The organism is Aeromonas sp. 604443 (genome assembly GCF_049170315.1).
Lineage (GTDB): Bacteria > Pseudomonadota > Gammaproteobacteria > Enterobacterales > Aeromonadaceae > Aeromonas > Aeromonas veronii_A.
This window is the reverse complement of sequence record NZ_JAAKMI010000006.1, coordinates 175,548-194,412: the sequence shown is the minus strand read 5'-3', so window position 1 is coordinate 194,412 and position 18,865 is coordinate 175,548. Positions and strand designations below refer to the sequence as shown.

The window sequence follows — 18,865 nt, the reverse complement described above, 5'->3', positions numbered from 1 at the left end:
CATGCTGGAAATGCAGATCCAACCCCGCTTTCAGGAGACGGATGCCCTCGGCCATATCAACAATACGGTGCCGGCGGTCTGGTTCGAATCGGCGCGGGATCCCCTGTTCCGGATCTTTTCCCCCGATCTGGATGTGCATAACTGGCATCTGATCATCGCGGGCTATACGGTGCAGTTCAAACGGGAGCTGTTCTACGGCCAGCCGGTCACCATCAAGACCGGCGTGCGCCGCATCGGCACCAGCTCATTTACGGTCTGGCAGGAGGCCTGGCAGGGCGGCGAACTGGCCGTCACCGCCGAAACGACCCTGATCCATTTTGACTACCGGACCCGCCAATCCCTGCCCCTGAGCGATGTTCACCGGGAAGGGCTGCGGGCCTGGCTGACAGAGAGTTAACCACGGGCCGGATGGCCCATCACAGGAGTGTTATGTACAACTCAATGCGCAACACAGCGATCGCGCTGACCCTGGGATTCTGCTCCCTCCCTTCTCTGGCCGCTTCTCTCGCCGAGCAGTTTACCCTGATGGAGAAGGGGGCCGAGAGCGCCCTCGATACCCGTCAATTCAGCCATGACGGCGTCGATATCAAGGCCTGGATCGATGGCGCCCCGGTCATCATCGCCGTGCCCATCATGAACGAGCTGGGCAAGCTGGAAGGGGAGAGCCGTTACTACTTCAAGGGCGGCAAGCTGTTCGGGGTCAAAGAGCCCGCCGCCCAGTTTGCCTTTGACGACAGCGGCAAGCTGACCCAATGGCTGGACGAGAAGGGGCAGCCCGCCGAGTTCGTCAGCAAGATGAGCATTCAGCAGCGTCAGGAGTGGCTCACCAAGCGGGCCGCCGAGCTGAGCAAGCTGTTTGTGGTGAGCGCGGCCGAACAGAAGGCGGCCAAGGGTGGCGTCAAGCTGAAGGGGGCGGATCTCGCTCACTGGCTATGCAACGGCAAACTGATGGATCTCGCCCACGGCGACAAGGTGATCTTCGAGCAGGATAAGCTGAAGATTGGCGAGCAGGGGATCGAAGGGGAGGTCTCCCTGCGTCAGGATAAGGGGTGGCAGGAGCTGAGCCTCAAGTGCGAGGTGCAGGGCACCCAAGTGACCCGCCTCACCTGGCAGCCGCTGCCGGGGGCCAACAAGCCGCAATAAGCGCAATAGCAAGGGGGCCCATCACGGGCCCCCTTCTCATTCGGCTTGTGGCTCACCCAGTTTGAGCCGGGTGAGCGCCTCGACCCGGCGCCACTGTCCGGGCTCGAACCAGCGGGCCAGCAGCTCCTGCTGCTGTTCGGCCCGGGCCTCGTTCGGCAGTTGTCTGAGCTCGGCCAGAAAGCCGCTGAGCTGCTCCTCGAACCCTTGCCGGTTCTGCTCCAGCTGGCGCATCCGATCCACCGCTTCCGGCCCCCCCGTCTCCAGCAGCAGAGCCTCCCGTTTGGCCGGGTCCATCTGTGCCAGCCCTTGCAACTCCCCAAGCAGGCGGCTGTTGGCCTCCGCCTCGCGAAACCAGTCCGGTTGCTCCGCCAGCCAGAGATCCAGCTCGCTGGCCAGCTGCGACTTGTCGCTGTCTCTTGCCTCCGCCAGCGCCCTGCGGCGCAGGGTCAGCTGCTCCATCAGCCGATCCTCGGCAAACAGTTGGGCCTGCTCCGCCGGGGTAAAGCTCTGCTGGCGCAGCTGCTCTCGCTCGTCAAACAGGATCTGCAAGCTGGCGAGGGAGATCTCGGTGGGCACCGTCAGGCTGCTCTGGGCGGAGACAAAGGTGCGATAGCGCGCCTGCAGGGCATCGGCGGTCTCCTGCTCGGGATCGTGCGGGTGGCTCTGTGCATGCTGATTGGTTTGAGCCTGTGATGAGTCTGCCGTCGGTGCTGTGGGCCAGAGCAACACCCCGCCAAGCAGCAGGGTGATGGCGCAGGGCACGACGAGCAGGGTGGCGATCTTCATAGTCCCAGCTCCTTGAGACGGTTGGCATGCTGGCGATAGAGAGTGACCGGATCGGTCTCGAACAGATGGTGGATGCCGAATGACTGGTTCACTTCGTCCAGATGGTTCATCCGGTAGTCGGTGCCGATCACCTTGCCGAGGTGACTGCTGCAGACTCCGACCAGTCCGTCATTGGGCTCTTTGAAGAAGGCGCCGGTCAGCGCCAGCGCCGGATCCACCGGATCCAGCAGATTGGTCAGGTTGCCGCGCCCGCTCCAGGAGAAGTAGTAGACGCCGTTGCTGGCCTGCATCGGCCCCTCGCCGCAATAGCGGCTGGGCAGCCCCTCCGGGTAGCGCTGGTTGAACTGGCTGGCCCCCTTGCTGGTCAGGGCATCGAGGGCGGCGACCGGATCTTGCGGCAGTTGGCTCCCGCCCGAGAGCAGTGAAATCATGCCGGAGAGGGCGTGGGCAGCGGCGGCCGCCAGTTTCTCGGCGGCGCTGCCGGGGGCGGCATTGGCCCGCACCAGATCGGCGATCTCTGAGCCGTAGTTGACCCCGCCGACGCTGGTGGCGGAGGCGACCAGCTCGGGGGCGACCGAGGCGACATAGCGGATGGTGGGACCGCCGTGGGAGTGGCCGATCAGGTTGACCTTCTCGGCGCCGGTGGCCGCCAGCAGCAGCTCGACCTGGGCGAGCAGCTGTTCGCCCCGTTGCTCCGAACTGGCGGTGGCCGATACCTGAGCCACGTAGACTTTGGCACCATCCCGGCTCAGGGCCTGGGGAATGCCGTAGAAGTAATCGACCCCGAGTAGCTTGTCGAAACCGAACAGGCCGTGCACCAGCACTATGGGGTAGCGGGTCTGGGTGTATCCGCTGGCGTGTGCCAGCATGGGCAGGGTGCAGAGCAGCATCAGAAGCCATCTCTTCATCATCAGCATCCTTGTTGATTCGTGAGGAACAGATTGTGTGGCGTACTCCATGTTCGCCGGTGCCAGTATGGTGGCTGCTGACGGGAGAGGCTGTGAGGGGGATCGCAACTCGGGATTCAAAAGGGATTCAGGGTGCGGGCGGGGAGGCTGAACTCCCCGCCCTGCGGCTTATTGCCACTCCACCAGGTGATACTGCTTCTTGCCCCGGCGCAGCAGCAGGTAGCGGCCAAACAGCCGATCATCGGCACTCAGCTGTTCATCCTGCTTGATCACACCATTGAGGCTGATGGCCCCCGCCGCCAGCAGCTCGCGGGCGATGCGTTTGGAGTTCGCCAGACCGCAGCTGACCAGCAGGCTGACCAGATCCGTCTCGCCGCTGACGGTGCTGCTCGGCATGCCATCCTGCGCCAGCTGGGCCAGATCGCTCTCGCCGAGGCGGGCTACATCGCCGCTAAACAGCAGCTCGCTGATGCGCTGCACCGCCGCCAGCGCCGCCTTGCCGTGTACCAGCTCGGTCAGCTCGTTCGCCAACACCTGCTGGGCCTGCTTGCGCCCCTGCCGCTTCGCGTCTTCCGCCTCCAGTGCATCAATCTCGCTCAGCGGCATAAAGCTGTAGTAGCGCAGGAAGCGGTAGACATCCTCATCTGCGGTGCCGAGCCAGAACTGGTAGAAGGCGTAAGGGGAGGTGAGCGCCGGATCGAGCCAGACCGCGCCCCCTTCGGTCTTGCCAAACTTGGTGCCGTCCGCCTTGGTGATAAGGGGCAGGGTCATGCCGTGCACCTGCGCCTGATGGAGGCGACGGGTGAGATCCATGCCGCTGGTGATATTGCCCCACTGGTCGTTGCCACCAATCTGCAGGGTGCAACCGAGCCGCTGGTGCAGCACCGCAAAGTCGTAGGATTGCAGCAGGGCGTAAGAGAACTCGGTGAACGAGATGCCCTGATCCGGGCGGGCCAGTCGCTGGCGCACCGACTCCCGCGCCAGCATGCCGTTGACCGAGAAGTGCTTGCCGATATCCCGCAGAAAATCGAGGGCGGACATCTGCCCCATCCAGTCGCCATTGTTGACCAGTTGCGGGGCCGACAGGCCATCATCGGCGGGCAGCAGCGCCCTGATTTGGGCCGACAGGCTGGCGACCCAACCCTGCACAGTATCGGCACTGTTGAGGCTGCGCTCGGTCGCCTTGAAGCTGGGATCGCCGATAAGGCCGGTTGCCCCGCCCACCAGTGCCACCGGGGTGTGGCCCGCCAGCTGGAAGCGGCGCAGCATCAAGAGCGGCACCAGATGACCGATATGCAGGCTGCCGGCGGTGGGATCGAACCCGCAATAGACGGTGCGCGAGGTGGCAAGATGATCGGCCAGGGCCGCCGGGTCGGAATTCTGGGCCACAAGGCCGCGCTCGGTCAGCTCATCGAGCAGGTGGGGGTTGATCATGTGTGCTCCAACAACAGGGGAAAAGCCGTCATCCTCGCCGTTCTGGCTGGTGGCGGATATGTCCCCTGAGGGACATTTTTGCCACTCTCGTGCTAGCATTCAGCCATAGCGGAGAATCGCTCCCCGTCACCGGAAACGTGCCAACATGACCCAGCCATTCACCACAGATGCCTTGACCCGCAGCATGACCGAGGTGGTCGATGCCCTGCACAGCAGCGCCTTTCCGGCGGCGCTGGTGCGGCTGATCCAGCAGCAGGTGGCGTTTGATTGCGCCCTGCTGCTCGGGGTGGGGCAGCGGCCCGTCTACCTCTACGACAACCTCAACCATCAGCGGGCTCTGCTCTTTGATCGCTACCTCACCAGCCACTTCAGTCAGGATCCCTTTATGCAGGCGCTGGAGCAGGGCTTGCCTGCCGGCGTCTGGACCCTGGCGCAGGTCTCCCAAGGGCGGCTCGATCCCGAATATCGCCACCACTTCTATCAGGCCACCGGCTGGCAGGAGGAGGTGGGGCTGATCCTGCCGGTGCGGGATGGACTGACACTGATGCTGTTTCTCGGGCGACTCGACAAGCGCAGTACCCTCAGCCGTGACGAGCTGGCGAGGCTGGAGCAGCTGTTCCCGCTGGTGCATTCGCTCTGTCGTCAGCAGTGGCGGCAGAGCCAGCCGCTGCTGGCACAGAGCACGGTGCTGCCAGACAGCGCCAGCATCCGGAGTGCGGTGGAGCAGGCGATGGCGAGTGTCGGGGGCGATAGGCTTACCCGGCGCGAGCGGCAGGTGGCGGAGTTGTTGCTGCAGGGGCTGGATACGGAGGCGATTGCCGCGGAGCTCGGGATTGGCAGCGGTACGGTGAAGAATCACCGCAAGCATCTCTATGGCAAGCTGCGGCTCGGCTCGCGGGCAGAGCTGTTTCATCTCTTCCTCAACCATCTGATCACCACAGAGGGAAGAGGATGAACCGGGGTTACTCGATCTTCGGTAGCGGCTTATCGCTTTGGGGAAGGTTACTGAGTCGCTGGTAGCGTTCCATCAACTGCCGGTATTCGCTACCGAGACGAACCTGATCGAGGGCTTGTTGCAACCGGGCGACCTGCTGCCGATCCGCCCGCGGGTTGAAAGCAAAGCAGTTGTCCTGTTCCTCCAGCACTGCGACAGAGATGAAATCTTCCGCGGCAAATCCCAGAGCTTTCAGTTGATGGAATAACATCACCTCGTTGCCTGCTACCAGATCTGTACGGGCCATGATGAGCTGGCGTACCACCTGCTCCATGCGCTCCACCGCCATCATGTTGCCCGGGCTGATGCCGCGGTTGAGCAGTAACTGCTCCCCCACGTCAGCCTGCATTACCCCTACCTGCAGTTTGGCCAGATCCCCCTTGCCGGTCACTCTGGGGGCATCCTGTTTTCGTCCGACCAGCGTCACTCGCGAGTGGCTGATGGGGCAAACCCATAGGAAATGGGGATCACGCTCTTTGGTTCTGGCGGTGGTAAAAAGAACGGCCTCCGGTTGCTGGGTCAGCAGATACCAACCGCGGGCCCATGGCAGAAATTGGATCGGTTGCTCCGGCTCCCCCAGCTCGCGCCACATCAGCCGCAGCAGCTCAACTGCCAGCCCGATGGGCTTGCCCTCCTTGTCCAGCCCGTTGAGGGGCATGTTCTGCTCCGAGTAATAGATAAAGGCGGACCGTGCGGGGAAGCTGGTCAGCAGGAGCAGGGCGATAAGGGCCGCGAGCAGGGATCGCATGGCGCACTCCTTGTGCAGGGAATTACCTATCAGTCTATGTGTCCTTGGCCGGAAGTTCATAGTCGGGTCGCGGATACCGCGACAGGCCACCTTGCGGTGACCTGTCGGTTTATTTTAGCAGGGCCTCCATCTCCGCCTCTGCCTTGGCGCGAGCCTCGGCTTCTGCTGCTATGGCGGCATCGGTGGCGCTCTCTCCGGCCGTATGGGGGGCGGCACTGACGGCCTGTTTGGCTGGCGCGGCAACAGCCTTGGTGGCTTCCTGTGTCACAGTAGCTGCGGCGGTGCTGACTGCCTGTTTGGCAGGAACGACAACAGCCTTGGTGGCCTCTTGCGTCGCGGTCGCAGCGGCGCTGCTGACGGCTTGCTTGGCTGGAGCGGCAACGGCCTTGGTGGCTTCTTGCGTCGCGGTCGCAGCGGCGCTGCTGACGGCTTGTTTGGCAGGAACGGCAACGGCCTTGGTGGCTTCTTGCGTCACGGTTGCGGCGGCGGTGCTGACGGCTTGTTTGGCAGAAGTGGCAACGGCCTTGGTGGCTTCTTGCGTTGCGGTCGCAGCGGTGCTGCTCACCGCCTGTTTGGCGGGTGCAGTGACTGCGGTGGTTGCACTACGGGTCAGATCGGTCGCGCTTTGGCTTACCGCTTGGGTGGCCTGCCCTGTGGCGTTGGCGGCTGCGCCGCTGATAGCCTGACTTGCACTGTTGGTCAGCGAGCCGGTGACGCCGCGGGTCACTGTGCCCAGAGCGCTGCCAAGGGAGAAGGGGGAGGCGCCACTCTGACTGGTCGCCGCCCCGGTCAGGGCATTGGCCGCCGGGGTGAGCTGGCTGGTGGGGGTCTGCCAGCCCTGCATGGCGGTTGGCCATGTCGGTGCCGTGCCCGCCAGATTTTCGCCGAAGGTCAGGGTGGTGCCATCCCCTTTTTGCAGCAATACAGACATCTGGTTGGTTTGCGAGTTCCACACCATCCCCGCCTGCTTGGCGATATCCGGCACGGGCGCATACTCGGAGACCACATAGAAAAGCGGCCCCTCCTGCTGTAACTTGTCGGCAGTCTTGAGCAACTGCATGGTGCTGTCGTAATTGGGGCCAAGGATGGCGGTCATCCGATCCTTGATCAGGGGTTGTTCGAACAGATTGACCTCGTTCGGGTCAAAGCCGACCAGCGGCTTGAGCAGGGCCCACATCAGCTGGCTGGTGGGGCTCATCATTAGCAATGGGGCAACGCAGGCGGACAACATCAGGCTCAGGCAGGCAGCCTTGAGCAACGGCATGATACGCATTGGGATAAGATCCAAATAACGATTTGATAAATAAGGTTATATTTTGTCAGGACGTGACAAATTCACCGGGAGTTTGCGCGTGGCAGCGAGAGACTGCCCGCAGGCGCTGGCAGGCTACCATATTGGTTCCACAATGCCAGCAGGCTGTATGATTATCCGTCAAGTAAACTCGGGGCCGGGTTGATTGCTGGAGTGGGCCTGAGAGTCTGGCGTTCCCCTGCGATGGTGCTGCCAGTGGCCACATGGCAGCAAAACCAGAAGAGGATTTCAGGGGGCCAGTGAGGCTTTTCTTGATCCAGCTAAAGACATGGACGTGATCCCTGTCGCATAATGCAGCTCCTTTCTACTCTTGGCTGGAACCTAAGAAATGGCTCGTCGCTCTTCCAATGCACAACGTCGTCGCAGTAGCTGGTGGTACAAACGCCTGTTGGCAAGGGAGCGGCAAGAGCGCGAAGCGCGTTCCGTCCGGGATTGATAAAGCATTGAAAAACGGAGCGTTTGCTCCGTTTTTTTTCACCTATGAAACTGGCTGAATGGCTCAGTGTGCAGCCCTGTCTGCCGACAATAAATCACTCTGACCGTGCCGGTTGTATGGACTGATGCGATGGATGATGCATGATGGACGTTTCGAGAAGGAGCCTCATATGCAGATTACCATCCGTCATGCCGAATCCGCCGATGCCCCCGCCTTGCGGGATCTCTATGCCATGCCCAATGCCCAGGCGGGCACTTTGCACTTGCCTATGTCTCCCCTTAGCCAGTGGCAGAAGCGGTTGGAGAGTGACAGCGTGGTGGCACTGGTCGCCGATGTTGACGGCTTGCTGGTAGGCCAGCTCTCGCTGCTGGTTGAGCCCAATCCGAGACGCAAGCATGTGGCCTGTATCGGTATGGGGGTACGGGATGACTGGGCAGGCAAGGGGGTGGGCTCTGCCCTGATGGCTGCGGCGTTGGATCTGGCCGATAACTGGCTCAACCTGCACCGGATTGAGCTGACCGTCTATACCGACAATGAGGCCGCACAGGCGCTCTATCGCAAGTTCGGTTTCACGTAGGAGGGGCTGGCTCGTGACTATGCCTTCCGGCAAGGGCGCTATGTGGATGTGTTCTATATGGCTAGAGTTGCGGGGGGCGTCAGTCGCTAACGGCATGGTCGATTATCAGGCCAGATTGCGCCCGGTGATCCGGGCGCTGGAGCAGAATCCCGAGCTCTGCCTCAGTGAGGCGGCCAGTCTTGCGGCGCTCTCCAGCTATCACTTTCATCGGGTCTTTACCGCCGTCACCGGTGAAACCCCGACCGAGATGCAGCGCCGCCTGCGGTTGGAGCGGGTTGCTCGCTCTCTCTGCTACAGTCGCGACCCGATCACCGAGATTGCCTTCTCGGCCGGTTTTGCCAGCTCACAGGCCTTTGCCAAGGCGTTTCGCAAGCAGTTTGCCATGGCACCGGGGATGTTGCGCCGCCAGCCGTCACTCTTGCAACTGAGCAAGAATGGACACGCGGCTGCCCGGGTCTCTGATTATGCTGAAGGCCGTTCCAGTGAAAGGAGGCTACAGATGAAAACCGAACAGATGGCTGCGCGCACTCTGGCCTATATCCGGGTCACCGGCCCTTACGGCATAGGCTATGAGCCGGTGTGTGACCAGCTCTATCAATGGGCTGTCGGGTTGGGCTTGGCCGAAGGGGAGTGGATCTTCATCTACCACGACAACCCCGAAGTGACGGCTCCCCAGCAGTGCCGCACCGATATTTGCGTCACCGTGCCGGCGGGCATCAGGGGAAGTGGCAATGTGGAGATCCAGCAGCTGGCGGGCGGCCGCTATGGCCAGTCACGTTTTACCGTGACCGACCCGGCCCAGTACCCCGCACTCTGGCAGCAACATATCGGTGAGGTGGTAGCGGCCGGTTTCGAATTTGATGATCGACCCTGTTTCGAGCTCTATCACAGCTTCGATCCGGTGACCAAGGTGGCCGATGTGAGCTTTTGCTCCAGCCTAAAGGGTTAGGGCACAACAAGACGTAAGGGATGGTACAGAGCATCGCGCAGAAATTAGAGAGCCGGACAGTGTCCGGCTCTTTTGCATCTGGCGGTTGGGCAGCGGTTAGCGCTGGAACCCCTTCTGGGCGAACTTGGGGCGGGCGTTCATGATCTGCTCCACCTGTTCGTCGCTCATCTTGCCACGCGACAGCCCCAGCACCTTGTAGGTGAGCAGCGGTCGGGCGGGCAGGGCGATCATCAGGGCGCGGATCTGGTTCTCGTCATCCTTATCTCGGGTCGGCTTGCCGTAGGCATAGGTGAGGACGCCGGCATCCATCAGGTTTTTGACGGCGGGCTCGGTGATCGGCAAGTTTATGACGCTTTTACGCTGCAGCACGAACTCGCGCAGCACCGCCTTTTCGTTGAAGTCGAGGAAGCCGATCATCTGGGCCAGCTGGTCCTGCTGACGGCGCGCCTGCCACTCTTCGCAAGCCCACTCCCAGGCGATCAGGAAGCCCTGACTGCAGAAGTAGGAGATGGCGATCAGCATGCCGACCCCCAGCCAGGCCGCATGATCCGCAGCCCACTGGCTGACGGCCCCTTTCATCAGCCCGGCCGGAAACAGCAAAATGATGCTGCAACAGAGCAACAACCAGACCATCAGCCAATTGAGGCGGCTGAGTTGATAGAAATGTTGGATCCACCGTTTCATTGTTCATCCTTCCCAAACTGTTGTGGATAGTGAACTACCTACAGCAATCGGTGTGCCAACAGCGTAATGGCGCCGGGTAGGGGAGGCTGGCGATACATTTCCTTACAACTTATTGAATGAGTTATCAGTAATTTGCCTTGTGAGGTGACGGTCGAGTTGGTAAAACGTCCCCTCAGTCATTGGGGAGTAGCAACCCGCCCGTATTCCGGGCCGGGCCCATGTCAACACTCTTGGATCCTCGCATCCATGGCATGGGCGGCGATAGGCACTATCGCTCTGCAAGACCTTTGGCCTCGATATGCACGCCAGCCGGGCGAGCCATGTCGGGTCCATCGGTTATTCTGCTCGCCTGGCGGTATCTATTATGTTGATTACCCTGCTGTTATTTCTCGTCTCTGCGGTCACCATCTACCTTGCCTGCGAATACTTCGTTAACGGCATCGAATGGACCGGACACCACTTCAAACTCTCGCAAAGTGCCACTGGTTCGCTGCTGGCTGCACTGGGTACGGCGCTGCCCGAATGCATCGTCACCCTGACCGCCCTGCTGATAGGCAATACAACCGCCCAGCAGGAGATCGGCATCGGCGCCGCCCTCGGCGGGCCGCTGGTGCTGGCCACCATCGGCTATGGTGCGGTCGGTCTCACTCTGCTGCTTTGCATGGGGCGTACCGAGCGCGCCATCAATGGGGAGGTACAGCGCGAGATTGGCCGGGATCAGCGCTGGTTTATGGGAATCTTTCTGGTGGCCACTGTACTGGGTCTGGTCGCCTTTACCGGCAAGAGCTGGCTGGCCCCGCTCTTCCTGCTGGTCTACCTCGTCTATGTAAGGCGCGAGCTGAAGCAGAGCGACAGCCATGAGGTCGAGTTGCCTGAGCCCCTCAAGCTGGCTCCAAATGCCGGGATCCCGCCTCTTGGCAAGGTGCTGCTGCAGACGCTGGCTGCGTTAGTGGTGGTGGCGCTGGCGGCACAGCTGTTTGTCCATCAGCTGGAGAGCATGGGCGAACTGTTTGGCCTCTCGCCGGTGCTGGCGGCCCTGCTGTTGAGTCCGGTGGCGACCGAGATGCCGGAGCTGATGAACGTGCTGATCTGGGTGCGACAGGGCAAGAATCGGCTGGCGCTGGCCAATATCTCCGGGGCCATGATGATCCAGGGCACTATCCCCAAGGCCTTCTGCTTGATCTTCACCCCCTGGTTGCTGGATGGTGCCATGATGGCCTCCTCGCTGGTGACGCTGCTGGCGGTGGGGTTGCTCTGGTGGGGGTTCAGAAAGGGAGTGATGACCGCCGGGCGGTTGGCGCTGGTGGGCTTGCTCTATCTCGGTTTTTGCGGCTGGCTGCTGGTGAGCTGAAGCGGGAAGCGCGGATATGAAAAAGCCCCCTTGGCAGGGGGCTTTGTTGTATCGGTTGGGGCGGTGCTTACAGCGCGGCGATTTCAGCCTGCTGGGCTTCCAGCTTGGTCAGCTGGAGACGGTAATCTTCCAGCTTCTCGCGCTCTTTGGCGATGACCGCTTCCGGCGCCTTGGCGACGAAGGCTTCGTTGCCGAGTTTGCCTTCGATACGGCCGCACTCGCCCACCAGACGGGCAACCTCTTTAGCCAGACGGGCCAGTTCGGCATCCTTGTCGATGAGACCGGCCATCGGGATCATCAGCTCGGTAGCGCCGATCAGCTTCTTCACTGACAGCGGGGCGGTTTCACCGTCCGCCAGAACGCGGATGGACTCCAGACGGGCCAGCGACTTGAGGAAGGCCTCGTTGTCAGCGGCGCGCTGGGCATCCTTGGCATCGCACTGGAGCAGCACGTTGAGGGGCACGCTCGGGGCCACGTTCATCTCGGCGCGGATGTTGCGGATGCTGACGATGAACTCCTTCACCCACTCCTGATCCGCCATCGCGGCTTCGTCCACCTTGGCGGCGTCGAACTCCGGGAAGGCCTGCATCATGATGGTGTCGGCGTGTACGCCGGCCAGCGGGGCGACCGATTTCCAGATGGTCTCGGTGATGAACGGGATGATCGGGTGCGCCAGACGCAGCAGGGTTTCCAGCACGGTCACCAGGGTGTGGCGGGCAGCGCGCTGCTCGGCCTCGGAACCCTTGGTCAGTACCGGCTTGGTCAGCTCCAGATACCAGTCACAGAACTGGTTCCAGATAAACTCGTACAGCACGCCAGCCGCGATGTCGAAGCGGTAGGTATCGAGGGCGGTGCGGAAGTCACGGATGGCCACTTGCAGCTGGGACTGGATCCAGCGATCCGCCAGGCTGAACTGCATCTCGCCGCCGTTGAAGCCGCAATCCTGATCTTCGGTGTTCATCAGCACATAGCGGGAGGCGTTCCACAACTTGTTGCAGAAGTTGTTGTAGCCATCCAGGCGCTTCATGTCCCAGTTGATGTCACGACCGGTAGAGGCCAGCGCCGCCAGCGTGAAGCGCAGGGCGTCGGTGCCGTGGGCATCGATCCCTTCCGGGAATTGCTTGGCGGTACGCTTGGCGATCTTCTCGGCCATCTGCGGCTGCATCATGTTGCCGGTGCGCTTCTCCAGCAGATCTTCCAGCGAGATGCCATCGATCATGTCGAGGGGGTCCAGCACGTTGCCCTTGGACTTGGACATCTTCTGGCCCTCTTCGTCACGGATTAGGCCGGTGATGTAGACGGTCTTGAACGGGACTTGTGGCTGGCCGTTTTCGTCCTTGATGAAGTGCATGGTCATCATGATCATCCGGGCAATCCAGAAGAAGATGATGTCGAAGCCGCTCATCAGCACGTCGGTCGGGTGGAAGGTCTTGAGCGCCTCTGTGTTGTTCGGCCAGCCCAGGGTGGAGAAGGTCCACAGGGCGGAGCTGAACCAGGTGTCGAGCACATCTTCGTCCTGACGCAGGGTAGTCACGGACGGGATGCTGTGCTTTGCGCGCACTTCATCTTCGCTGCGGCCCACGTAGACGTTGCCGGCGTCGTCATACCATGCAGGGATGCGGTGACCCCACCACAGCTGACGGGAGACGCACCAGTCCTGAATGTCGCGCATCCAGGAGAAGTACATGTTTTCGTACTGCTTTGGCACGAACTGGATGCGGCCATCTTCCACCGCCTCGATGGCGGTCTTGGCCATCGGTGCCACGCGTACGTACCACTGGTCGGTCAGCATCGGCTCGATGGGCACGCCACCGCGATCGCCGTAAGGCTGCTGCAGCACGTGATCCTTGATCTCGGCCAAGAGGCCCAGCTCGTCCAGCTTGGCGACGATGGCCTTGCGGGCGGCGAAGCGCTCCATCCCGGCGAATTCGGTCGGCAGGGCGGCGTCATAGGCGGTGCTGGGGTTGCCGTTGCTGTCGACCACTTCGGCCTCGGCACGCACGTGGGCGTCCAGGGTGAAGATGTTGATCATTGGCAGGTTGTGGCGCTTGCCCACTTCGTTGTCGTTGAAGTCGTGGGCCGGGGTGATCTTCACGCAGCCGGTGCCCTTCTCCATGTCGGCGTGTTCGTCGGCAACGATGGGGATCAGACGATTCACCAGCGGCAGCAGAATGTGCTGACCGATCAGCGCCTTGTAGCGCGGGTCTTCCGGGTTTACCGCGACGGCGGTATCACCCAGCATGGTTTCCGGACGGGTGGTGGCGACGATCAGGTGATCCTGGCCTTCGGCAGTCTTGGCGCCGTTGGCCAGCGGGTAGCGCAGGTGCCACATGTGGCCCTTGATCTCGCGGTTTTCCACTTCCAGATCGGAGATGGCGGTGTTGAGCTTGGGATCCCAGTTCACCAGACGCTTGCCACGGTACATCAGGCCATCTTCGTAGAGACGGACGAACACTTCCTGCACGGCGGCAGAGAGCCCCTCATCCATGGTGAAGCGCTCGCGCTCCCAATCCACGGAGTCACCCAGACGGCGCATCTGGCGGGTGATGGTGCCGCCGGACTCTTCCTTCCACTGCCAGATCTTGTCGATGAAGGCTTCCCGGCCGTAATCGTGGCGGGTTTTGCCCTCTTCTGCGGCGATCTTGCGCTCAACCACCATCTGGGTGGCGATACCGGCGTGGTCGGTACCCGCCTGCCACAGGGTATTCTTGCCCTGCATGCGGTTGTAGCGGATCAGGGTATCCATCAGGGTTTGCTGGAAGGCGTGACCCATGTGCAGGCTGCCGGTGACGTTCGGCGGCGGGATCATGATGCAGAAGGAGTCTTTGCTGGTGTCGCCGTGGGGCTTGAAGTAACCCTGGGCTTCCCAGTGCTGATAGAGCGCCTGTTCGATGGCGTTGTGATTAAAAGTCTTTTCCATGGTCTCGCCGTAATCTGGATGGATGGAGTCTGGTGTTGATTCTTTATGGATCAATTGGTTGCAGTCAGGGCTGCGCCGGATCCGGTGCGGCAAGGACGGGCTGATCCCTCATTTCGAGGGCATGGCCTGCCTGGCGATAGTGCTTGTAGCGCTCGCGAGCTTGCTGCTTTTGTGTTTCGTCAGTGGGGACAAAATCTACCACTTGAGCGAAGTGTCCTGCAAACAAAGGTGTCGCAGTGGCCAGATTGATGAGGCGGGCGTAGCGCCGTTTCGGTGGCTGATAGCCGATCTCCACCGGGGCCATGCCACTTTCGCCTTGCAGCTGGTGCGGCACGAAGCGCTCCGGTGGCAGTTGCCACAACAGCTCGTCCAGACGCAGGGCCTGGGCCTCATCGTTGCAGAACAGGTAGATATGGCCCGTGCCCCACGACTCGGCCGCAAGAGTACAGGCCAGTCGCTCGACCGCAGAGGCCTGCGTGTCATCCTGTTCGCTCATCAGGTAAAAGGTCACTTGGCTCATCAGGTTGATCCCGTTTTGCGGTGACGGACTGTTGACCGCCTCATGAGGCTGACGGGGCGTTTCCCGTCCGCAACTCACTGATTCAAGAATGAAACAAGGAAGAGGCGGGCCTCTTCCTTGTGGTTCAGGGTAACGCCAACCCTTCCGATGCAGCCATCGGCAGGGGCCGGAGAGTTACTCTTTCTCTTCGATATCCACGCCAGCCCGGTTCAGCAGGAACTGGGTCAGCAGGGGCACCGGACGACCGGTGGAGCCTTTGTCTTTGCCACTCTTCCAGGCAGTCCCGGCGATATCCAGGTGGGCCCAGTTGTACTTCTTGGTGAAGCGTGACAGGAAGGCGGCTGCGGTGATGGTGCCGGCCGGACGACCGCCGATGTTGGCCATGTCGGCGAACGGGCTGTCGATCTGCTCCTGATACTCGTCAAATAGCGGCAGACGCCAGGCGCGATCACCCGCCTGCTCGGAGGCGTTGAGCAGCTCGTGGGCCAGCGGGTTGTGGTTGGCCAGCAGACCCGAGGTGTGGTGGCCCAGCGCGATGACGCAGGCACCGGTCAGGGTCGCCACGTCGATGACGGTTTCCGGATCGAAGCGGTCCACATAGGTCAGCGCATCACACAGCACCAGACGACCTTCCGCATCGGTGTTGAGCACTTCGATGGTCTGGCCGGACATGGAGGTGAGGATGTCACCCGGACGATAGGCGTTGCCACCCGGCATGTTCTCGCAGCCTGCCAGCACGCCGATGACGTTGATCGGCAGTTGCAGCTGGGCCAGCGCATGCATGGTACCGAGCACGGAGGCGGCACCACCCATGTCGTACTTCATCTCGTCCATGCCGTCGGCCGGCTTGATGGAGATGCCGCCGGAGTCGAAGGTCAGACCCTTGCCAACCAGCACGATGGGCTTGGCATCCGGATGACCCTTGTATTCGATGATGGCCATCATGGCTTCGTTGTCGGAGCCGCGAGCCACGGCCAGATAGGAGTTCATGCCGAGTTCGGCCATCTCCTGCTCGCCCACCACCTTGGTGGTGATGTTGTCGTAGGCATCGGCCAGACGACGGGCCTGGGAGGCCAGATAGGCCGGGTTGCAGACGTTGGGCGGCATGTTCGCCACGTCGCGGCAGACCCGCACACCCTTGGCCACGGCCAGACCGTGAGCGATGGCTTTTTCACCAATGGTCAGTTCCCGACGCGTCGGCACGTTGAATACCAGCTTGCGCAGCGGGCGACGTGGCTCGGCCTTGTTGGTCTTGAACTGATCAAAGCTGTAGAGGCCCGCCTTGGTGGTTTCTACCGCCTGGCGCACCTTCCAATAGGTATCCCGACCCTTGACGTGCAGCTCGGTGAGGAAACAGACCGCTTCCATGGAGCCGGTTTCGTTCAGGGTGGTGATGGTCTTGTTGATGATCTGCTTGTACTGGCGTTCGTCGAGTTCCCGCTCCTTGCCGCATCCGACCAGCAGTACGCGCTCGCTGAGCACGCCCGGTACTTGATGCAGCAGCAGCATCTGGCCTGGTTTCCCTTCCAGGTCGCCACGGCGCAGCAGCGAACTGATATAGCCATCGCTGATCTTGTCCAGTTGTTCGGCAACCGGAGAGAGGCGACGCGGCTCAAATACGCCGACTACGACGCAGGCGCTCCGTTGCTTCTCTGGACTGCCACTCTTTACACTGAACTCCATGGAATCTCCTACATCCTAAAGACAAAAGGCACCTTTTATTGAATAATGCGGTGCTTGTTGGGGTATCAGAGGCGGAGCGAACAGCCACAGGCTCCGCAGTTCAAACTGGTAAAAATCCAATATACGGCCCTATTTTTCAGGCATTCGACTAAAAACACAAGTTTACTTGGGAATGACTGTGATCGTTTTCCGATATTTGTTCAGGGAAACCCTGAAAACCCAGCTGGCAGTGTTATTCGTATTGCTGCTTATCTTTGTCAGCCAACAATTTATCAAGATCATCGGTGATGCCGCCGATGGCGAGGTGCCGACACGTCTGGTCTCCACCCTGCTGCTGCTCAACTTGCCCAATATGGCGCTGTTGATGCTGCCTATCAGTCTCTTTTTAGCCATTTTGTTTGCCCATGGTCGCCTCTACGCCGAAAGCGAGATGACGGTGATGCATGCGGTGGGTTTCAGCCACCGTTTCGTAATGCGCAGCGCCATGTTGCTGGCCTTGCTGACCGCTGCAGTCGCAGCGTTCAACACCGGCTGGATCGCCCCGCAGGCCAAGGAGCGAGAGTATCAGGTGATCGACGAGTTCAAGTCGGATCCGGGGATCTCTTTCCTGCAGGCGGGCCGCTTTATGGAGCTCGATAAGGGGCGCCTGGTTGCCTATATCCAGGATTTGAACGACAACGGCTCGAAGCTGCAGAAGATCTTCATCTTGCAGCGGGCTGAAGGCAGCAACCCCCCTTCGGTGGTGGTGGCCAGCGAAGGGGTGGTGACGATCGATGAGAATGGTCTGCAGTGGCTGACTCTGAAGGATGGTTCCCGCTATGAAGGGAACTTCTCCGGCAAGCAGTTCCAGATCTCCGATTTTCGCGAGTATGGTCTGGTGATCCGTCAGCAGGAGATGGAGCGCTCCAACCGCAAGGCGGCGGCCAAACCCACCATGGAGCTGCTGGGTACCCAGGAAAACGACATGATGGGTGAATTGCAATGGCGTATCTCGCTGCCCCTCTCCATTCCGGTGCTCACCCTGCTGGTAGTTCCGCTGGCTCGGGTCAACCCCCGTCAGGGGCGCTACGCCAAGCTGTTGCCGGCCATCATGCTCTATCTCTCCTACTTCCTGCTGCTCAGTGCTGCCCGCTCGGCTATCGACAGTGGCCGGTTGCCCTACTGGCCGGGGATGTTCCTGGTTCCGCTCGGTTATCTGCTGTTTATTGGCCTGCCCCTCAATTTGCAGGGCACCAGCTGGTGGAACGGGGTAAAGAGCAAATATTTCATAAACAAATCAAAATGATGAAGCCCACATAGGAACTACCGCTGATGTTTGGCATTCTCGATAGATATATCGGCAGGGTCATTTTTATGTCGATCCTGCTGTGTGAGCTCACGCTCGTTGGTCTTGCTGCGCTCATCAAGTATGTGGAACAGCTCAAGTCTGTCGGAGAGGGCAACTACGACATGCTCAATGCTCTCTACTATGTGTTGCTCTCCATGCCCAAGGAGGCGGTGCTCTTCTTCCCGCTGGCGGCACTGCTGGGCGGTCTGATCGGTCTGGGCCAGCTGGCGACCAGCTCCGAGCTGGTGGTGATGCAGGCGGCGGGCCGCTCCAAGATCAGTATTGTAATGGCGGCGCTCAAAACCGCGATCCCGCTGATGATCCTGGTAGGACTGATGGGGGAGTATGTGGCCCCTGTCGCCAAACGGATGGCGGATGATATCCGTGCCGGTGCCATGTCGGAAGGGCGGCTTACCGTCTCGGCCTACGGGGTGTGGGCACGGGATGGCAACAACTTCGTTAATATCAACGGGGTGCGCAACGATGGTGCCCTGACCGGCATCACCCTCTATCGTTTCACCCCCGAGCGCAAGCTGATCGACGTGGTGCAGGCACGGGAGGGGGTATTTGAAAGGCATCACTGGCTGCTCAAGCAGACGCAGGTTACCCGCTTCGACGACCCGGCTCAGATCCGCAGTGAAGAGCACGACAAGATGGAGTGGAGCTCGGAGCTGACGCCCAAGCAGCTGGGGGTGGTGAGTATCGACCCCGAGAATCTCTCGGTCTCCGGTCTGCTCGACTACATCGGTTACCTGGACGCCAACAAGCAGGATGCCGGTCGCTACAAGCTGGAGATGTGGCGCAAACTGCTGTCACCGCTCTCGGTGGTGGCGATGATCCTGCTGGCCTCCTCCTTCATCTTCGGCCCACTACGCTCGGTGAGCATGGGCGCGCGGATGCTGATGGGGATCATGACCGGCTTTGCCGTCTATGTGAGTGATCGGGTGTTTGGCCCCATCAGTCTGGTCTATGCGGTACCGCCCATTCTGGCGGCTGTCGCGCCCAGCCTGCTGTTTGGCGGCATCTCCTTCTACATCCTCAGCCGCAAGCAGTAATTCACACGTGGTAATACAAAGAGGGCACCTGCTGGTGC

Annotated in this window: 16 protein-coding genes, 1 pseudogene and 1 riboswitch; of the genes and pseudogenes, 8 read left to right on the top strand and 9 right to left on the bottom strand. The window is 61.0% G+C overall.

The window, feature by feature from the left end:
• Window position 1: 1 nt before the first annotated feature.
• Window positions 2-397 (top strand): acyl-CoA thioesterase, encoded by a 396-nt coding sequence (locus G5380_RS11210; RefSeq protein ID WP_216952694.1) that lies wholly within the window; start codon window positions 2-4, stop codon window positions 395-397.
• A gap of 44 nt (window positions 398-441) precedes the next feature.
• Window positions 442-1,143 carry a hypothetical protein gene (locus G5380_RS11205; protein ID WP_421205763.1) on the top strand — a complete coding sequence of 234 codons (702 nt, stop codon included), beginning with the start codon at window positions 442-444 and terminating at the stop codon, window positions 1,141-1,143.
• 36 nt (window positions 1,144-1,179) lie between these two features.
• Here G5380_RS11205 and G5380_RS11200 read toward each other — a convergent pair whose 3' ends face one another.
• The 3 genes from G5380_RS11200 to tyrS all read right to left on the bottom strand — a co-directional run bounded on the left by G5380_RS11200 (window position 1,180) and on the right by tyrS (window position 4,271).
• Window positions 1,180-1,929 carry a lipase secretion chaperone gene (locus tag G5380_RS11200; protein WP_421352747.1) on the bottom strand — a complete coding sequence of 250 codons (750 nt, stop codon included), beginning with the start codon at window positions 1,927-1,929 and terminating at the stop codon, window positions 1,180-1,182.
• Window positions 1,926-2,837: a lipase family alpha/beta hydrolase gene (locus tag G5380_RS11195; protein ID WP_421352746.1), complete on the bottom strand. Its 912-nt coding sequence runs from the start codon at window positions 2,835-2,837 to the stop codon at window positions 1,926-1,928. Before G5380_RS11195 ends, G5380_RS11200 begins: the two co-directional genes overlap by 4 nt.
• Before the next feature lie 168 nt (window positions 2,838-3,005).
• A complete protein-coding gene (tyrS, locus tag G5380_RS11190) occupies window positions 3,006-4,271 on the bottom strand; it encodes a tyrosine--tRNA ligase (RefSeq protein WP_421352745.1) in 1,266 nt (421 codons plus the stop codon).
• A 145-nt stretch (window positions 4,272-4,416) separates the two neighbouring features.
• Here tyrS and G5380_RS11185 point away from each other — a divergent pair, with 145 nt between their 5' ends.
• On the top strand, window positions 4,417-5,226 hold the full coding sequence (locus G5380_RS11185; protein WP_421352744.1) for a LuxR C-terminal-related transcriptional regulator: 810 nt from the start codon (window positions 4,417-4,419) through the stop codon (window positions 5,224-5,226).
• A gap of 7 nt (window positions 5,227-5,233) precedes the next feature.
• On the opposite strand, the gene G5380_RS11180 is transcribed toward G5380_RS11185, so the two are convergent.
• The gene (locus G5380_RS11180; protein WP_216952698.1) at window positions 5,234-6,013 is read right to left on the bottom strand and encodes a substrate-binding periplasmic protein; all 780 of its coding nucleotides are present in this window, start codon (window positions 6,011-6,013) and stop codon (window positions 5,234-5,236) included.
• A 109-nt stretch (window positions 6,014-6,122) separates the two neighbouring features.
• Window positions 6,123-7,286: a hypothetical protein gene (locus G5380_RS11175; protein ID WP_421352743.1), complete on the bottom strand. Its 1,164-nt coding sequence runs from the start codon at window positions 7,284-7,286 to the stop codon at window positions 6,123-6,125.
• Between the two features lie 644 nt (window positions 7,287-7,930).
• On the opposite strand from G5380_RS11175, the pseudogene G5380_RS11170 reads away from it, so the two are divergent.
• Both G5380_RS11170 and G5380_RS11165 read left to right on the top strand, forming a co-directional pair.
• Window positions 7,931-8,428, top strand: a pseudogene (locus tag G5380_RS11170) (GNAT family N-acetyltransferase).
• A 4-nt stretch (window positions 8,429-8,432) separates the two neighbouring features.
• Window positions 8,433-9,287, top strand: coding sequence for an AraC family transcriptional regulator (locus G5380_RS11165; protein ID WP_421352756.1), 855 nt, complete (start codon window positions 8,433-8,435; stop codon window positions 9,285-9,287).
• Window positions 9,288-9,383: 96 nt separating this feature from the next.
• Here the strand turns inward: G5380_RS11165 and G5380_RS11160 are convergent, their stop codons facing one another.
• Window positions 9,384-9,971, bottom strand: coding sequence for a superinfection exclusion B family protein (locus G5380_RS11160; RefSeq protein WP_216952701.1), 588 nt, complete (start codon window positions 9,969-9,971; stop codon window positions 9,384-9,386).
• Window positions 9,972-10,140: 169 nt separating this feature from the next.
• A riboswitch (yybP-ykoY riboswitch) is annotated at window positions 10,141-10,247 on the top strand.
• Window positions 10,248-10,335: 88 nt separating this feature from the next.
• On the opposite strand from G5380_RS11160, the gene G5380_RS11155 reads away from it, so the two are divergent.
• The gene (locus tag G5380_RS11155) at window positions 10,336-11,322 is read left to right on the top strand and encodes a sodium:calcium antiporter (RefSeq protein WP_227341555.1); all 987 of its coding nucleotides are present in this window, start codon (window positions 10,336-10,338) and stop codon (window positions 11,320-11,322) included.
• A gap of 67 nt (window positions 11,323-11,389) precedes the next feature.
• Here the strand turns inward: G5380_RS11155 and G5380_RS11150 are convergent, their stop codons facing one another.
• The 3 genes from G5380_RS11150 to pepA all read right to left on the bottom strand — a co-directional run bounded on the left by G5380_RS11150 (window position 11,390) and on the right by pepA (window position 16,445).
• A complete protein-coding gene (locus G5380_RS11150; protein WP_421352742.1) occupies window positions 11,390-14,242 on the bottom strand; it encodes a valine--tRNA ligase in 2,853 nt (950 codons plus the stop codon).
• A gap of 64 nt (window positions 14,243-14,306) precedes the next feature.
• Entirely contained in the window at window positions 14,307-14,762 is a 456-nt protein-coding gene (locus tag G5380_RS11145; protein ID WP_100644885.1) for a DNA polymerase III subunit chi, read from the bottom strand.
• A gap of 174 nt (window positions 14,763-14,936) precedes the next feature.
• Window positions 14,937-16,445 carry a leucyl aminopeptidase gene (pepA, locus tag G5380_RS11140; protein ID WP_005336423.1) on the bottom strand — a complete coding sequence of 503 codons (1,509 nt, stop codon included), beginning with the start codon at window positions 16,443-16,445 and terminating at the stop codon, window positions 14,937-14,939.
• A gap of 172 nt (window positions 16,446-16,617) precedes the next feature.
• On the opposite strand from pepA, the gene lptF reads away from it, so the two are divergent.
• Window positions 16,618-17,730 carry an LPS export ABC transporter permease LptF gene (lptF, locus tag G5380_RS11135; RefSeq protein WP_005342794.1) on the top strand — a complete coding sequence of 371 codons (1,113 nt, stop codon included), beginning with the start codon at window positions 16,618-16,620 and terminating at the stop codon, window positions 17,728-17,730.
• Between the two features lie 26 nt (window positions 17,731-17,756).
• A complete protein-coding gene (gene lptG, locus G5380_RS11130; RefSeq protein WP_216952705.1) occupies window positions 17,757-18,827 on the top strand; it encodes an LPS export ABC transporter permease LptG in 1,071 nt (356 codons plus the stop codon).
• Window positions 18,828-18,865: the final 38 nt, after the last annotated feature.

Bases quoted from the DNA above. Each gene is read 5' to 3' on its own strand.
- G5380_RS11210 (WP_216952694.1), top strand. From the start codon at position 2: ATGCTGGAAATGCAGATCCAACCCCGCTTTCAGGAGACGGATGCCCTC.
- G5380_RS11205 (WP_421205763.1), top strand. From the start codon at position 442: ATGCGCAACACAGCGATCGCGCTGACCCTGGGATTCTGCTCCCTCCCT.
- G5380_RS11185 (WP_421352744.1), top strand. From the start codon at position 4,417: ATGACCCAGCCATTCACCACAGATGCCTTGACCCGCAGCATGACCGAG.
- G5380_RS11195 (WP_421352746.1), bottom strand. From the start codon at position 2,837: ATGAAGAGATGGCTTCTGATGCTGCTCTGCACCCTGCCCATGCTGGCA.
- G5380_RS11160 (WP_216952701.1), bottom strand. From the start codon at position 9,971: ATGAAACGGTGGATCCAACATTTCTATCAACTCAGCCGCCTCAATTGG.
- tyrS (WP_421352745.1), bottom strand. From the start codon at position 4,271: ATGATCAACCCCCACCTGCTCGATGAGCTGACCGAGCGCGGCCTTGTG.
- pepA (WP_005336423.1), bottom strand. From the start codon at position 16,445: ATGGAGTTCAGTGTAAAGAGTGGCAGTCCAGAGAAGCAACGGAGCGCC.
- G5380_RS11165 (WP_421352756.1), top strand. From the start codon at position 8,433: ATGGTCGATTATCAGGCCAGATTGCGCCCGGTGATCCGGGCGCTGGAG.
- G5380_RS11155 (WP_227341555.1), top strand. From the start codon at position 10,336: ATGTTGATTACCCTGCTGTTATTTCTCGTCTCTGCGGTCACCATCTAC.
- G5380_RS11175 (WP_421352743.1), bottom strand. From the start codon at position 7,286: ATGCGTATCATGCCGTTGCTCAAGGCTGCCTGCCTGAGCCTGATGTTG.
- G5380_RS11145 (WP_100644885.1), bottom strand. From the start codon at position 14,762: ATGAGCCAAGTGACCTTTTACCTGATGAGCGAACAGGATGACACGCAG.
- lptF (WP_005342794.1), top strand. From the start codon at position 16,618: ATGACTGTGATCGTTTTCCGATATTTGTTCAGGGAAACCCTGAAAACC.
- G5380_RS11150 (WP_421352742.1), bottom strand. From the start codon at position 14,242: ATGGAAAAGACTTTTAATCACAACGCCATCGAACAGGCGCTCTATCAG.
- G5380_RS11180 (WP_216952698.1), bottom strand. From the start codon at position 6,013: ATGCGATCCCTGCTCGCGGCCCTTATCGCCCTGCTCCTGCTGACCAGC.
- lptG (WP_216952705.1), top strand. From the start codon at position 17,757: ATGTTTGGCATTCTCGATAGATATATCGGCAGGGTCATTTTTATGTCG.
- G5380_RS11200 (WP_421352747.1), bottom strand. From the start codon at position 1,929: ATGAAGATCGCCACCCTGCTCGTCGTGCCCTGCGCCATCACCCTGCTG.